The sequence below is a fragment of the Bacillus seohaeanensis genome (assembly GCF_042684945.1).
GTDB classification, from domain to species: domain Bacteria; phylum Bacillota; class Bacilli; order Bacillales; family Bacillaceae_B; genus Rossellomorea; species Rossellomorea seohaeanensis.
In genome coordinates this window covers 202,209-217,639 of sequence record NZ_JBHUMF010000030.1, presented here as the reverse complement: position 1 = coordinate 217,639, position 15,431 = coordinate 202,209, and the positions used below count along the sequence as shown (strand labels likewise).

Genomic DNA, 15,431 nt, shown 5'->3' with positions numbered 1-15,431 from the left:
TTATCAGTTAATTACTTTACGTTAAAATTGAAACGTTAAGCGTTTCTCTTTATAATGAAAGTATCAGAGCAGTTCGTTAAAAAGGGTGAAAAAATTGGCTACTAAGCATGAACAAATATTAGAATATATCGACTCTTTGCCTGTTGGTGAAAAAATTTCTGTCCGTCAAATTGCAAAGGCATTAAGTGTAAGTGAAGGAACTGCCTATCGTGCTATTAAAGATGCGGAAATAAAAGGGTATGTTAGTACGATTGAACGAGTAGGTACAATAAGGATTGAACGAAAGAAAAAAGAGAACATTGAAAAGTTAACTTTTGCAGAAGTTGTCAATATTATAGATGGACAGGTTCTTGGTGGAAGAACAGGTCTTCATAAAATGTTGAATAAATTTGTTATTGGAGCAATGAAGCTCGAAGCAATGATGCGATACACAGAAGCTGGAAATCTCTTAATTGTCGGAAACCGTACACGTGCACATGAACATGCTTTACGTGCAGGTGCGGCAGTGCTTATTACTGGAGGTTTTGATACCGAAGAGCAAGTCAAGAAACTTGCTGATGAATTGGAGCTACCTGTCATTTCTACATCTTATGACACATTTACAGTAGCCGCGATGATTAATCGGGCAATTTATGATCAATTGATTAAAAAAGAAATTGTGTTAGTAGAAGATATTTTAACAAAGGTAGACGATACAGTGTACTTACATAGTGACGATACATTAGAAGAATGGTTTGAAAAAAATCAGTATACTTTTCATAGTCGTTTTCCTGTCGTAGACCATGGAATGAAAGTAGTAGGGATGGTCACTTCTAAAGATATAATGGGGCAGGAAAAATATGCAAACATTGATAAGGTAATGACAAAAAGTCCGATTACTGTCGGTCCGAACGCAAGTGTAGCCTCTGCTGCCCATATGATGATTTGGGAAGGGATTGAAGTGCTTCCGGTCGTAAATGAGCAAAATAAACTACTTGGAATTATTAGTAGACAGGATGTTTTAAAAGCTCTGCAAATGATTAATCGTCAGCCGCAAATTGGAGAAACAATTGATGATATTGTTGCTAATCAAATAGAGTCTCTAGGAGAAAAGAAAACAGATAAAGAGACGTATCAATTTGCAGTAACACCGCAGATGACAACGGGGTTAGGAACACTTTCTTATGGAGTATTTACAACTCTTATGACAGAAGCGGCTAATCGGGCGTTGAAGAATTATAAAAAAGGTGATCTTGTTGTTGAAAATATGACAATTTATTTTATTAAGCCGGTCCAAATGGAAAGCAATCTAGAAGTGCGACCGAAAGTTATAGATATAGGGCGTAAATTTGGTAAGGTGGATGTTGAGGTGTACAGTGAGGGAGCATTAGTTGGAAAATCGTTAATGGTTTGCCAGCTGATTGATCGTCAGTAACAGGGTAATTAACTGAAGTAAAATAGGGGATTTCTAGAAGTCCCCTATTAGTATTCTCAGTCGAATTCATCAGCCTCTCTTTGGGCAAATGGTAGAACATGTTTATACATTTTAAATCCGGTCCATGCACTCCCTATACCAAATAACAGGAAAACAGCAGCGATAAAATAAGATAATGCTGTTTGGTAAATGAATAGTTGATTAATGCCAAATAAAGCGACAAATAGCCCGAGAGCAATACTTGCTTTAGAAGATAACCATTTCTTTTCCATTGGACGATTACTTCTAACTTGTTTTATCTTATAAAAGATATAAAATGTAAAAGATAGTACAATAAATAAAGCGAGAATAGGCATATTCATAATCCTCCATTATTAGAAAAGTGTAAGCGGCTAGCCGCTGGAACTAAATAATACTTCTTTCTCGCTACTATTTTAACCGGAAGTACCAAGAAAGCCAACTAAAAAGGAGTTGATTGACAATGAAAGAGAAAATATTAGAAATGATAAAACAATATGAAACAATTATTATACATAGACATGTTCGTCCTGATCCAGATGCATATGGATCGCAAGGTGGCCTAGCAGAAATAATCAAAACATCCTTTCCTGAAAAAAAGGTATATGCCGTTGGAGTTGAGGAACCATCATTAAATTATTTAAGAAGATTAGATTCTATTGAAGACAGTGTTTTTGAAGGAGCATTAGTCATTGTTTGTGATACCGCTAATGAGGAGAGAATCTGTGACAGCCGCTATAGATTAGGGGACAAGTTAATAAAGATTGATCATCATCCAAATGAAGATGCATACGGCGACCATTTATGGATAGATACTAGTGCTAGCTCTGTTAGTGAAATGATTTATGAGTTTTATCAATTTGGAAAGGAAAAAGGACTTGTTCTTTCTAATGAGGGAGCAAGGTTGTTATTTGCGGGTATCGTAGGGGATACAGGTAGATTCCTTTATCCAAGTACAACTCAAAATACATTTGATGTTGCTGGTGAGCTTATTCGGTTTGATTTTGATCGAAATACACTTTTTAATGAAATGTACGCAATGGATCCGAAACTATTAAAGCTTCATGGGTATGTTCTTCAGAATTTTGTAATGAACGAGGATGGAAGTGCCCATATGATCTTATCGAAAGAAATTCTAAAAGAATTCGATTGCTTGCCTGCTGAAGCATCACTTCTTGTAAGTACGCTTGGAGATGTTAGGGGAATGAAAGCGTGGGTATTTTTTATAGAAGAGGAAGATCAAATAAGAGTACGATTACGTTCTAAGGGGCCAGTAATTAATACGATTGCGAAAAAGTATAATGGTGGCGGTCATCCACTTGCTGCGGGGGCATCAATTCATTCTTGGGATGAAAAGGATCAAGTATTGAAGGATCTTTCCGAAGTTTGTAATGACTAGCCTTCTAATGGGAGGAGAAGGTATCTGCTCCTCCCTTACTACCCTATGAAGGGCAATTTAGAGAAGGGATTCTAATTCTAACTAGCGATTTTTAACTCTAAGTAAATTTCCATAGATGTATAAATGTACATTTCTTTTACTTTCAGCTGATATCGTTTGTCATTTAGATTAATCGTTTGCTTTTCGATTGTTTTTTTTATTAAGTCTTTGTTTTTATATACTGATTCTAAATCCTTTGTTAAAAGACTCCGCAAATCTTCCGTTATTGTATCCTCTGTTTCATGGATGCTTAATAGCTCTACTTTATATTCTTCTGGGTTAAGAATCTTTACCTTTATATCCTGAATCAGAAGTTTTTTTTGATTATCCTTGTTCAGTTTTTTATATTCATCCTGCCAAATAGAAAGGTCTTTTTTTATATTCTCTATCGTATCCTTCTGTTCTTCAATTGTTTTCGTTTGTTCCTCCTGTAAAACACCAAACATAAAGAGGAAAACCATCCAACTGATGGCTCCTCCTAAAACCATCCCAGCAAGAAATCGTTGCCATGTAGGTAGTCGGTAATAGGGAGGAATTCTCATGACGACACATGCTCCTGTGTTAACCAGTTAATAATCATTGCACCTGTATTGGCACCACCTAGGGCTGAAAGAATTAATAAAAACTGTTTAAATAGTACCTTTGTTTCACCATCTAAAAAGCCTCGCTCGAAGCTGTATACTGTATCAAATGTCCCCCCAATAGCAGCAATAATTGCCCAAATTCTTAAAATGTTAGAAAGTCTGTACATTTCCGTTAACGGAGGCTGTCCCATAAAAAAAGATGCAAAGCCACCAAGTAGCGAGCCACCAAGTAGCACACCTAAAGCAATAAAATAAGCTTTAAAAAACTCAGGAAAAAAAGGCTCGACCATAAAATCTCCCCCACTTATCATCAGAATTCCTCTTCTAACACTATATGAATCAACTAAACAACATATGAAGGAGAACATATTTTCTTTTTTAATAAACTTTTCCTATAATAGAAAGAAAAGCGGAAGCGGCTTGCTTAGCTCGGGAAGAAAATAGGGATTTCTCTCAAAAGGCGCTTTTTGCCTTTAGAGAGAAATCATCTTTTTCACAGCGAGCTAGCCGCTGGAGCTGGACAGAAAGAAAAGCGGAAGCGGCTTGCTTAGCTCGGGAAGAAAATAGGGATTTCTCTCAAAAGGCGCTTTTTGCCTTTAGAGAGGAATCATCTTTTTCACAGCGAGCTAGCCGCTGGAGCTGGACAAAAAGAAAAGCGGAAATAGCAGTAACTAGATAATAACAAAGGGTGTGCATATAAATGTCGTTTGTTCACTTACAAGTGTCAAGCGCTTATAGTCTTCTATCAAGTACGGTTTCCATTCCATCACTTGTAAAGAAAGCAAGTAAATTAGGTTTTCAATCATTAGCTATAACCGATAGAAATGTAATGTACGGTGTTATCCCTTTTTATAAAGAGTGTATAAAGGAAAATATAAAACCGATTATAGGGCTTACAGTCGATGTTGCTTTAAGCGTGGAAGGGTCCGCTCCTCTTGTTTTACTAGCAAAGGATTATGAAGGTTATGAAAGTCTAGTGAAGATTTCAAGTGTAGTAGGAACGAAGACTCCAGATGGAATACCGATGAAGTGGCTTAAGGGCTATGGGAAGGGGCTAATCGCTATCACTCCTGGTCTAGAAGGGGAAATAGAACAGCTTCTACTTCAGGGGCAGATGAAAAAGGCGAAGGAGGCTGTGAGAACTTACCAAAATATATTTGGAAAGGAAAATTTTTTCTTCAGCTTACAAAACCACGGTCTTCAGGAACAGAAAGAACTTTATCCGCTATTAAATCAGTTGTCAATAGAGATGGAAGCACAGACTGTTGCAACAAATAATGTGCAATTTTTAGAAAAAGAGGATAGGTTTGCACTTGAATGTCTATTGGCTATTCGCGACGGGGGTAAATTGTCCGAAGAGGGAAGGGGAAAAGTAGAGAGTGAAGAGTATTTTTTTAAAACGCAAGAAGAGATGATAGGGCTATTTTCAAACGATGCAGACGCTCTTAAAAACACCATTTCTATTGCTGAAAAGTGTAATGTCACAATCCCGTTTCATCAACAACTGCTACCTAAGTATCCCCTTCCTTTACATACTGATTCTTCAGAAGTACTAAAAGAAACGTGCTTCAAAGGGTTGAAGGATAGAGGAAAAGCGTCTTCTAACGATTATTTAGAAAGACTTCAATATGAATTGGGTATCATTTCAAGAATGGGCTTTAATGATTACTTTTTAATTGTATGGGATTTTATGAAGTATGCACGTGAGCGAGGTATATTAACCGGACCAGGACGTGGGTCGGCTGCTGGCTCTCTCGTAGCTTATGTTTTAAGAATTACCGATGTGGATCCAATTGAACATGAATTGTTGTTTGAACGCTTTCTAAACCCAGAGCGTGTCACAATGCCAGATATCGATATAGACTTTCCAGATCATCGACGCGATGAAGTGATAGAATATGTTGTGAAAAAATATGGGGACCTTCACGTTGCGCAAATTATCACGTTTGGAACCCTTGCGGCAAAAGCATCTTTGAGAGATACCGCAAGAGTGTTCGGTCTTAATACGAAAGAACAAGAACAGCTTTCTAAACTAATCCCTTCTAAGTTAGGAATTTCTTTAAAAGCTGCTTACAAGGAGTCAGAAGGGTTAAGAAAATTTGTCGAAGGTTCGGAGCTTCATGAAAAACTTTTTCGAACGGCATTAAAATTAGAAGGGCTTCCAAGACATACATCAACGCATGCTGCTGGTGTAGTGATTAGTGAAAATCCTTTAGTCAATTTAATACCAATTCAGGAAAGTGGCAGCGGTGTTCATCTCACGCAGTATTCAATGGATATATTAGAGGAAATAGGCCTACTAAAAATGGACTTTTTAGGGTTACGAAATCTATCTATTTTAGAAAGAATTGTTCAAAATGTTAAAAAGGGTACGAATGGTACATTTTCACTTGAAAACATTCCAATGGATGATGACGAGACATTCCAGTTATTAAGTAAAGGTTCTACTAATGGGATATTTCAATTAGAGTCAGAAGGTATGAGAAATGTATTAATGAAACTGAAACCATCTACTTTTGAAGATATTGTTGCAGTTAATGCGCTATACCGTCCGGGTCCAATGGAAAATATCCCAGTATATATCAAACGCAAACACGGGCGAGAAACGATTGAGTATCCTCACCCAGATTTAGAGCCAATCCTTCAAAAGACTTACGGTGTCATCGTTTATCAGGAACAAATCATGCAAATAGCTTCTAAGATGGCTGGTTTTTCTTTAGGAGAGGCAGACCTCCTTAGAAGGGCAGTAGGAAAGAAAAAGAAGGAAATTTTGAATGAACAAAGAAACCATTTTATAAAGGGAGCACAAAAGAAAGGTTATACACTTGAAGTAGCGAATAATATATATGATTTAATTGTACGATTTGCAAATTATGGCTTCAATCGTTCTCATGCTGTAGCGTACAGTATGATAGCCTACCAGCTTGCCTATTTGAAGGCACATTACTCAGCGTATTTTCTTGCTTCTTTACTAACTTCTGCCATTGGTAATGATGTGAAAGTAGCACTTTATATTAGAGAGTCAACCCAGCATCATATCGAAATTCTTCCTCCCTCCATTAATAATAGTCATTTTGCTTTTATCGTCGAAGGAAAAAAAAGAATTCGTTACAGTCTCGCTTCTATAAAAGGAGTTGGTGCAGCTGCACTAAGAGAAATTTTCCGAGCACGAAGAGAGAAGCCTTTTAGTGATTTATTCGATTTTTGTTTAAGGGTGTCCCAAAAGGCGGTTAACAGAAAAACGCTAGAAGCTTTAATCTTTTCAGGGGCATTTGATGAATTTGGAGAAGATAGAGCTGTTTTATTAGCTAGTTTAGATGTAGCAATAGAACACGCGGAATTAGTTAATCCAGATGAAGAAAATTATGATTTATTCGAGGATGAAGAAGCTTTTTTGCTAAAACCAAAGTATATTGAAGTAGAAAATCTAGAGCTAACTACTAAGCTTCAATATGAAAAACAAGTTTTAGGATTATATTTATCTGATCATCCGAGTTCATCTTACCGAGAGTTATTTTATCACGCAAATGCAACGTTTGTAGCCGACCTTCAAAATAAAAATCATAAAGCAGTCGTTGGTGGGTATATAACTAGTCTAAAAACAATCAGGACAAAAAAAGGTGAAGTAATGGCTTTTCTGCAAATAAGTGACGAATCAGGCGATATAGAGGCGGTAGTATTTCCTAGTGTATATCGGAAGCATATGAATAAGATCCAAGAAGGCGCAATACAATTGTTTGAAGGAAAATTAGAGATTAGAAACGAAAAATTACAATTAATTGTTAATACGGTAGAGTCCATAGAGGAGTTAACTGCCCGAATAAAAAATAATGATCGAAAGCTTTTCCTAAAAATTGAGCGATCTCAGGATCCGCAATTGATAATGAATAAAGTAAGAAAGGTTATACAGAAGCATAAAGGGAATCAACCAGTTGTGGTGTACTACGAATTAGAAAATAAGGGGATTCAGCTACCTCCAAACTTAAGGATAAATGCAAATTGGGAAGCATTGGAGGAATTAAAGTCCTTCTTAGGTGAAAACAATGTTGTTTTAAAATAACCTACTTTACTTACTACAATTTTTATATTATTGTTTAATAGACAAACGTGGTCAGACCACCTGTGAAAGCAAAAGTGAACGTAAATATATCCTAATTTTAGGCTATCTCGCATTAACAGGTAGTAACCCCTCCCACCTCAAAGGTTTGAGAAGATTGAAGAAGAGTAGAGACGGAAACTACTACTGGTTAAAGCTTCACTTTATGAAAAATGTATTATTTCACCTCAGTGTTTACTCGCAGTAACTATTTGAATAAAGTTATATTAAAAAAGGAGAAGGAGTGAAACTATTGTCATTACGTGAAGAAGCTCTTCATATGCATAGAGTCAATAGAGGGAAGTTAGAGTCAAAATCCAAGGTAGAGGTACGAAATGCAGAAGATTTGAGTCTAGCATATTCTCCAGGAGTAGCAGAACCTTGTAAAGATATTTATGATAAACCAGAAACTGTCTATGAATATACGATGAAAGGGAATATGGTAGCAGTTGTTTCCGATGGAACAGCTGTATTAGGGTTGGGAAACATTGGTCCAGAAGCAGCTCTTCCTGTAATGGAAGGGAAAGCAGTCTTATTCAAAAGCTTCGCTGGAGTGGATGCGTTCCCTATCTGTTTAAGTACAACGGAAGTAGATAAAATTGTCGAGACAGTAAAATTGCTTGAACCAACCTTTGGAGGAGTAAACCTCGAAGATATTGCAGCTCCCAATTGTTTTGTGATCGAGGAGCGGTTGAAAAAGGAAACGAATATTCCAATCTTTCATGATGACCAACATGGAACGGCTATTGTTACAGTTGCAGGGTTAGTTAATGCACTAAAGTTAGTTGGCAAAAAGATGTCTGAGATTAAAGTGGTAGCTAGTGGTGCTGGTGCAGCAGGGATGGCAATCATTAAGCTTCTCTATAATTATGGAGTACGTGATATTATCATGTGTGACTCTCGTGGTGCTATTTATGAAGGACGTCCTGAAGGGATGAATGTTGTTAAAAATGAAGTAGCTAAATTCACTAATCGCGATCATGTAGAAGGCGGACTTCAAGAAGTAATGAAAGATGCAGATGTCTTTATCGGCGTATCCGTTGCTGGGGCGTTGACAAAAGAGATAGTAGAAACAATGGCGAAGGATCCTATCATATTTGCGATGGCAAACCCCGTTCCAGAAATTATGCCAAATGAGGCAAAAGCAGCTGGAGCAAAAGTAGTTGGGACAGGTCGTTCGGACTTCCCTAACCAAGTCAATAATGTTTTGGCATTTCCAGGGATTTTTCGTGGAGCCCTTGATGTTCGTGCAACACATATTAATGAAAAAATGAAGCAGGCAGCAGTTGAAGCGATTGCCTCTCTTATTAGTGATGAAGAGTTAAACGAAGACTTTGTAATTCCAGCTCCTTTTGATTCAAGGGTAGCTCCTGCTGTAGCTGCGGCTGTTGCAAAAGCAGCAATGGAGACAGGTGTAGCTAGGCTGAAAGTTGATCCTGAAGAAATAAGGAGAAAAACAGAACAATTAGCGGTAATTGGTAAAGGTGAGTGAATAAAAAGGTGAGTTCTTTTAAACCTCACTCGAAAGTTTATGTGGAAATTGTTCACCAGATTAGAACGATGATTTCACAAGATGGATTAAAACCAGGAGATAAAATTCCATCCGAAAGAGAGCTTTCGGAACGATTAGACGTAGGGCGTTCATCAGTAAGAGAAGCACTTCGGGCATTAGAGTTGCTCGGGTTAATAGAGACACGTAGAGGGGAAGGAACATTTCTTAGAGACTTTCGCGAGCACCATCTTGTAGAATTGTTAGGAATGTTTATTTTGCAAGATGAACAGGCAAAATTTGATGTTCTTCAAACAAAGATGATGTTAGAAAAAGAAACGTTAAGAAAGATCATTTCCGACAAAACGAGTGTACTAAAGGTGATAGAGCAGCTTGAGCAAAATAAATTCCATCATCTTGGTGAAGTATTTAAAAAAGTAATGAAACTTGGGAATAATTATCTAGCATATAAAATTTGGAACATACTTAATGAATATGCCGCTATTTATATTGGGGAGATACGAATTACTCCAAAAATACAAAGAGATGTAACAGCATTACTTCGAGGGCTAGAAAATCAAGAGAATAAAGTTGTACTGGATTTATATGAAAATATTAGAGAATTTGTTGAGAAATAAACGACAATTCCAGCATTATTTTATAACTTTATCCGTCAAAGTGATAGACAAGCAATCTAGAGGTGAAGGACAAGGGTGAGTTGAAGGAAGTCATCTCCTTTCTCACCTTTGTACTTTTCTTCTAGAAAGAAGGAGGTTTCACCGTGCTTAAGGAGCTATTTAATAAATCCAAAAAGAAAAAATATGCTACAATTCCTTCTGAAGCATCGAAACAAGACGTTCCGGAAGGGATTATGACTAAGTGCCCTAATTGTAAAAAAATTATGTATACAAAAGAATTACAAAAAAACTTAAAAGTATGCCTGCACTGTGGCTTTCATCATGGAATGAACGCTTGGGAAAGGATAGCTAGTTTTGTTGATGAAGATACTTTTAAAGAATTAGATGAAAATATGGTATCTACCAATCCGCTCAATTTTCCAGATTATATCGAAAAATTGGAAAAGGATCGAGAGAAATCTCAGCTTAATGAAGCCGTTGTAACAGGAACAGGGAAAATAAATGGATTGGATGCAGTGATAGCTGTGATGGATTCCCGTTTCCGCATGGGAAGTATGGGGTCGGTTGTCGGTGAAAAAATTACCAGGGCTATCGAAGAAGCAAATGCTAAAAAAGTGCCTTTTATTATTTTTACTGCTTCTGGTGGGGCAAGAATGCAAGAAGGGGTCTTGTCTCTAATGCAAATGGCGAAAACAAGTGTTGCACTTCGTCGGTTAAGTGATAATGGTGGTTTATTCATTTCCATCATGACCCATCCGACTACGGGTGGAGTGTCAGCAAGTTTTGCATCTTTGGGTGACTACAATTTTGCAGAACCTGGAGCACTTATTGGTTTTGCGGGAAGAAGAATTATCGAGCAAACAATTCGAGAGGATCTTCCTGAAGACTTTCAAACTGCTGAGTTTTTACTTAAGCACGGGCAGCTAGATGATGTTATTTCTAGACTAGATTTAAAAGACAGTATTACAAATGTCCTGGATATTCACAGTTGGGATGGTGAATTACCTTGGTAAACGAGCTAGAATTCGAGAAACCAATTATAGAGTTAAAAAAGAAAATAATAGAATTAAAAGAGTTTACTCAGAACTCGGACGTAGATTTATCAAAGGAAATTGAAAAGTTAGAAAAACGGTTACAGAAGCTTGAAAATGAGATATATGTTAATATGAAGCCATGGGATCGGGTTCAAGTTGCTCGTCATCCGAATCGTCCGACTACGCTTGATTATATAGATTACCTTTTTACAGACTTCAAGGAAATGCATGGAGATAGGTTGTATGGGGATGATGAGGCAATTGTAGCAGGAATAGCTAAGTTTCAAGGTGTTCCTGTTACAGTTATTGGGCATCAAAGAGGAAAAGATACAAAAGAAAATATCCGTCGAAACTTCGGAATGCCACATCCTGAAGGGTATCGAAAAGCAATACGTTTGATGAAACAAGCGGAAAAGTTCAATCGGCCTATTATTTGTTTTATCGATACAAAAGGGGCTTATCCAGGAAAAGCAGCAGAAGAAAGAGGGCAAAGTGAAGCAATTGCTAGGAATCTTTTTGAGATGGCTGGTTTGACCGTTCCTATCATATGTATTGTTATCGGTGAAGGGGGAAGTGGTGGAGCCCTTGCTCTCGGTATTGGAAATCATATTCATATGCTAGAAAACTCGACATACTCTGTAATTTCTCCTGAAGGTGCAGCAGCTCTCTTATGGAAAGATTCTACATTAGCTAAGAAAGCTGCTGAAACAATGAAAATTACTGCTCCTGATCTGAAAGAATTGGGTATTATTGACAAAATTATTCCAGAAGTAACTGGTGGAGCACATCGTAATACAGAGGAGCAGGCAAATAATATAAGAAATATTATAAAAGACTCTCTTCAAGAATTAGTGTCACTATCAGGGGATAAATTGGTTGAAAACCGTTATGAAAAATATAAATTAATGGGCCAATATTCTGTTTTAAATGAGTATATTGGGGTAAAGTGATAAGAGACTTTTAATCAGCAAGATTTTCAATAGCTAGTAATTTCAAAATGAAGGGCTGACTGAATGGCAATATATCCCACTAGTCAGCCCTTTTTATTGTCCTCTTGTAAATTACGTAGGTAAAACGCTTTCAGTTACCCGATAATTTCGTCTATTAACTAACCTTAGTCCTATTTATTGAGAACCTTGATTCTTCGTGGTATTTTAGAAATAATCGAAAGTCTATTTGTCCATAATAATGAAATGGGTGGGGCTAAAGCTTCATAAAAATATTATTATGTATTGTGAACACTTATACAAGTTGTTTATTACTGAGTATATATTTATGTTTAATCTAACAATGAGGTGATCTTACATGAAGAGAATAGGAGTTTTAACAAGTGGTGGGGATTCTCCAGGGATGAATGCCGCTGTGCGTGCAGTTGTAAGAAAAGCAATTTACCAAGATATTGAGGTATATGGAATTTATCAGGGTTACAACGGATTAATTAGTGGAAATATAAAAAAATTGGAACTAGGTTCTGTTGGCGACATAATTCACCGAGGTGGTACGATGCTTTATACCGCACGTTGTGAAGAATTCAAAACAAAAGAGGGGCAACAGAAAGGAATTGAACAGCTTAAAAAGTATGGTATTGAAGGGTTAGTTGTTATCGGTGGGGATGGTTCTTACCAAGGAGCAAAGGCACTTACAAAACTAGGCTATCCATGTGTCGGTGTACCTGGCACAATTGATAATGATATTCCTGGAACAGAATTTACAATCGGATTTGATACGGCATTAAACACTGTTATTGATGCTATCGATAAAATTCGCGATACTGCGACTTCCCATGAGAGAACATTCATTATTGAAGTAATGGGAAGAAATGCTGGAGATTTAGCACTTTGGTCTGGGTTAGCAGGTGGAGCAGAAACGATATTAATTCCAGAGGATAATTATAAAATGGATGATATTGTTGACCGCTTGAAAAAAGGTCAAGAGCGTGGTAAAAAACATAGTATTATTATCGTTGCTGAAGGAGTAATGTCTGGTAACGAGTTTGCTAAGCAATTTACCGAAGCCACTGGTATGGATACTCGTGTTTCTGTATTGGGACATATTCAAAGAGGTGGAACCCCGACTGCAAGTGACCGTGTTTTAGCGAGTCGTTTTGGGGCTCGTGCTGTTGAATTACTAATGGATGGAAAAGGCGGGCGTGCAGTAGGTATTGAAAAAAATAAGCTTGTAGATTATGACATTATAGAGGCCTTAGGGAAACAACATGAAATAAACCTTAATATGTACAAGCTATCTAAAGAACTATCTATATAAGATTGGAACCCGTATCAGAGTGGTTTTGTTGGAGTGATTAGTCTCATAGCGGTAAAAAGGGAAGGTTTCACTTTATCCCGTTGTGTACCATTTTAGGAGGTATTTTATAATGAGAAAAACAAAAATTGTTTGTACGATTGGTCCTGCAAGTGAAAGTGTGGAAAAGCTATCGCAGTTAATGGAGGCAGGAATGAATGTTGCTCGATTAAATTTCTCTCATGGGGATCATGAGGAGCATGGAGCACGTATTAAAAATATTCGAGTAGCAGCAGAAAAAGCAAGTAAGACAGTAGGGATTCTTTTAGACACAAAAGGTCCAGAGATTCGCACAAATAATATGGAAAATGATGCTATTGAGCTTACACAGGGTTCACAAGTCATTGTATCAATGAAAGAAGTAGTAGGAACACCAGAGAAGTTTTCCGTTACATATGAAGGCTTAATTGATGATGTACATGTCGGTTCCAAAATCCTTCTGGATGATGGGCTTATAGGGCTTGATGTAGTAGAGATTCACAAAGACAAAGGTGAAATTGTTACGGAGGTCACAAATAGTGGAATTTTAAAGAATAAAAAAGGTGTTAATGTTCCAGGTGTCTCTGTAAACTTACCAGGTATTACGGAAAAAGATGCAAGTGACATCATTTTTGGTATTGAGCAGGGGTTAGACTTTATCGCAGCTTCTTTTGTTCGTCGTGCATCAGATGTGCTTGAAATCCGACAGCTACTCGAAGAACATAATGCTTCGCATATTCATATTATCCCTAAAATTGAAAACCAAGAGGGTGTCGATAATATCGATGAAATCCTTGAAGTTTCTGATGGGTTAATGGTTGCACGTGGTGATTTAGGAGTTGAAATTCCTGCTGAAGAAGTGCCGTTAGTACAAAAAGCACTAATCAAAAAATGTAATGCACTTGGTAAACCGGTTATCACTGCAACACAAATGTTAGATTCTATGCAGCGTAATCCACGTCCTACTCGTGCGGAAGCAAGTGATGTGGCGAATGCGATTTTTGATGGAACGGATGCTATTATGCTTTCAGGTGAAACAGCGGCAGGAACATATCCTGTAGAAGCTGTTCAAACAATGCATAATATCGCTTCGCGTGCAGAAACAGCGCTAAATTTTGATGCAATTTTATCTTCACGTAGTAATGAGAGCGACCATAATATGACAGATGCAATTGGACAATCAGTAGCTCATACAGCAATTAATTTAGATGTAAATGCAATTGTAGCTCCAACAGAGAGTGGTCATACAGCACGAATGATTTCTAAATACCGTCCAAAAGCTCCTATCGTTGCTGTCACAGCTTCAGAGTCTGTTTCTAGAAGATTATCACTTGTATGGGGTGTATGCTCTCGTGTAGGGAAATTAGTAGAAACAACAGATGAAATGCTTGAAATGGCTGTAGAAGAAAGCTTGGATTCAGGATTTGTTAAACATGGTGATTTAGTTGTAATTACGGCTGGTGTACCTGTTGGTGAATCTGGTACTACAAATCTAATGAAGATTCATATAGTGGGTGACGAAATTGCAAAAGGTCAAGGAATTGGTCGTAAATCAGCTTATGGGAAAGCAGTTTTAGCGAAAAATTCCACAGAAGCATTAGAAAAAGTGACAGCAGGATCTGTTCTTGTAACAATAGGTACTGATAAGGATATGGTTCCCGCCCTTGAAAAATGTTCTGCATTAATTACAGAAGAAGGCGGATTAACAAGCCATGCTGCAGTCGTTGGAATTAATCTTGGAATTCCTGTAATTGTTGGTGTTGAAAATGCTGTAAGTTTGTTTACAGAAGGTCAGGAAATTACTGTCGATGCAACTCGTGGTGTCATCTATAACGGCCATGCGAGCGTATTATAGCAAATAAAAAGAGGCTGGGACAAACGTGTTCCAGCCTCTTAATTATCTCATGAATACTTGTTTTTTCTCATATGTTATAATGATAATAGAAAAAAATAAAATGAAAATGGAGGAATCCATTCATGAGATATATTTTGTTTTTCTTGATTGTAATTCCAGCTTTAGAAATTGGACTACTTGTTCTTTCTGGTCAAACTTTGGGTGTACTACCGACAATCTTGCTTATTATTTTCACAGGGATTTTAGGAGCGTATTTGGCGAAAAAACAAGGGTTGGAAACAATGAGGAAAGCACAACAGGATATGGGATACGGCCAGGTTCCTGGTGATGCAATTATAGATGGTTTATGTATTTTAGTAGGAGCTGTCTTGCTTTTGTCACCTGGTTTTGTTACAGATGCAGTAGGTTTTCTATTATTGATTCCTATTACACGAAAAGGGTTTAAACCGATTCTTTATAAGCTGTTTAAGAAATGGATTAATAACAAAAATGTGATTATATATAGATAAAAAAAGCTGGGACAAATGTGTTCTAGGTGAATAAAAAACCGAACTAATTCTTGTATTTGAAGGCGAATTAGTTCGG

Annotated in this window: 13 protein-coding genes; 10 read left to right on the top strand and 3 right to left on the bottom strand. The window is 37.2% G+C overall.

All coding sequences use genetic code 11. The features are described from left to right. Positions 1-94 precede the first annotated feature (94 nt). Positions 95-1,414 (top strand): DRTGG domain-containing protein, encoded by a 1,320-nt coding sequence (locus ACFSUL_RS12575; RefSeq protein WP_377935905.1) that lies wholly within the window; start codon positions 95-97, stop codon positions 1,412-1,414. 56 nt (positions 1,415-1,470) lie between these two features. Here the strand turns inward: ACFSUL_RS12575 and ACFSUL_RS12570 are convergent, their stop codons facing one another. Continuing rightward, positions 1,471-1,770, bottom strand: coding sequence for a YtpI family protein (locus tag ACFSUL_RS12570; protein ID WP_377935903.1), 300 nt, complete (start codon positions 1,768-1,770; stop codon positions 1,471-1,473). Positions 1,771-1,895: 125 nt separating this feature from the next. On the opposite strand from ACFSUL_RS12570, the gene ACFSUL_RS12565 reads away from it, so the two are divergent. Then, positions 1,896-2,831, top strand: a complete 936-nt coding sequence (locus ACFSUL_RS12565; RefSeq protein WP_377935901.1) for a DHH family phosphoesterase — start codon at positions 1,896-1,898, stop codon at positions 2,829-2,831. 77 nt (positions 2,832-2,908) lie between these two features. Here ACFSUL_RS12565 and ytrI read toward each other — a convergent pair whose 3' ends face one another. Both ytrI and ACFSUL_RS12555 read right to left on the bottom strand, forming a co-directional pair. Beyond that, the gene (gene ytrI / locus ACFSUL_RS12560) at positions 2,909-3,412 is read right to left on the bottom strand and encodes a sporulation membrane protein YtrI (RefSeq protein ID WP_377935899.1); all 504 of its coding nucleotides are present in this window, start codon (positions 3,410-3,412) and stop codon (positions 2,909-2,911) included. Next, entirely contained in the window at positions 3,409-3,744 is a 336-nt protein-coding gene (locus ACFSUL_RS12555) for a YtrH family sporulation protein (protein ID WP_071411067.1), read from the bottom strand. The genes ytrI and ACFSUL_RS12555 overlap by 4 nt, the downstream gene beginning before the upstream one ends. A 410-nt stretch (positions 3,745-4,154) precedes the next feature. On the opposite strand from ACFSUL_RS12555, the gene dnaE reads away from it, so the two are divergent. The 8 genes from dnaE to ACFSUL_RS12515 all read left to right on the top strand — a co-directional run bounded on the left by dnaE (position 4,155) and on the right by ACFSUL_RS12515 (position 15,355). Next, a complete protein-coding gene (gene dnaE / locus ACFSUL_RS12550) occupies positions 4,155-7,514 on the top strand; it encodes a DNA polymerase III subunit alpha (RefSeq protein WP_377935897.1) in 3,360 nt (1,119 codons plus the stop codon). Between the two features lie 289 nt (positions 7,515-7,803). Further along, on the top strand, positions 7,804-9,042 hold the full coding sequence (locus ACFSUL_RS12545; RefSeq protein ID WP_377935895.1) for an NAD(P)-dependent malic enzyme: 1,239 nt from the start codon (positions 7,804-7,806) through the stop codon (positions 9,040-9,042). 68 nt (positions 9,043-9,110) lie between these two features. Beyond that, positions 9,111-9,677 carry a FadR/GntR family transcriptional regulator gene (locus tag ACFSUL_RS12540; RefSeq protein WP_377936138.1) on the top strand — a complete coding sequence of 189 codons (567 nt, stop codon included), beginning with the start codon at positions 9,111-9,113 and terminating at the stop codon, positions 9,675-9,677. A 143-nt stretch (positions 9,678-9,820) separates the two neighbouring features. Next, positions 9,821-10,690, top strand: coding sequence for an acetyl-CoA carboxylase, carboxyltransferase subunit beta (accD, locus tag ACFSUL_RS12535; RefSeq protein WP_377935893.1), 870 nt, complete (start codon positions 9,821-9,823; stop codon positions 10,688-10,690). Continuing rightward, entirely contained in the window at positions 10,684-11,661 is a 978-nt protein-coding gene (accA, locus tag ACFSUL_RS12530) for an acetyl-CoA carboxylase carboxyl transferase subunit alpha (RefSeq protein ID WP_377935891.1), read from the top strand. Before accD ends, accA begins: the two co-directional genes overlap by 7 nt. 355 nt (positions 11,662-12,016) lie before the next feature. Then, positions 12,017-12,976 (top strand): 6-phosphofructokinase, encoded by a 960-nt coding sequence (gene pfkA, locus ACFSUL_RS12525; protein ID WP_377935890.1) that lies wholly within the window; start codon positions 12,017-12,019, stop codon positions 12,974-12,976. Positions 12,977-13,085: 109 nt separating this feature from the next. Further along, positions 13,086-14,846 (top strand): pyruvate kinase, encoded by a 1,761-nt coding sequence (gene pyk, locus ACFSUL_RS12520; RefSeq protein ID WP_377935888.1) that lies wholly within the window; start codon positions 13,086-13,088, stop codon positions 14,844-14,846. Positions 14,847-14,968: 122 nt separating this feature from the next. Beyond that, on the top strand, positions 14,969-15,355 hold the full coding sequence (locus ACFSUL_RS12515; RefSeq protein WP_377935886.1) for an FxsA family protein: 387 nt from the start codon (positions 14,969-14,971) through the stop codon (positions 15,353-15,355). Positions 15,356-15,431 lie beyond the last annotated feature (76 nt).

Excerpts from the sequence above, each read along its gene's own strand:
- ACFSUL_RS12515 (WP_377935886.1), top strand. The coding sequence starts at position 14,969 with ATGAGATATATTTTGTTTTTCTTGATTGTAATTCCAGCTTTAGAAATT.
- ACFSUL_RS12565 (WP_377935901.1), top strand. The coding sequence starts at position 1,896 with ATGAAAGAGAAAATATTAGAAATGATAAAACAATATGAAACAATTATT.
- ACFSUL_RS12555 (WP_071411067.1), bottom strand. The coding sequence starts at position 3,744 with ATGGTCGAGCCTTTTTTTCCTGAGTTTTTTAAAGCTTATTTTATTGCT.
- ACFSUL_RS12540 (WP_377936138.1), top strand. The coding sequence starts at position 9,111 with ATGATTTCACAAGATGGATTAAAACCAGGAGATAAAATTCCATCCGAA.
- ytrI (WP_377935899.1), bottom strand. The coding sequence starts at position 3,412 with ATGAGAATTCCTCCCTATTACCGACTACCTACATGGCAACGATTTCTT.
- pyk (WP_377935888.1), top strand. The coding sequence starts at position 13,086 with ATGAGAAAAACAAAAATTGTTTGTACGATTGGTCCTGCAAGTGAAAGT.
- ACFSUL_RS12570 (WP_377935903.1), bottom strand. The coding sequence starts at position 1,770 with ATGCCTATTCTCGCTTTATTTATTGTACTATCTTTTACATTTTATATC.
- pfkA (WP_377935890.1), top strand. The coding sequence starts at position 12,017 with ATGAAGAGAATAGGAGTTTTAACAAGTGGTGGGGATTCTCCAGGGATG.
- dnaE (WP_377935897.1), top strand. The coding sequence starts at position 4,155 with ATGTCGTTTGTTCACTTACAAGTGTCAAGCGCTTATAGTCTTCTATCA.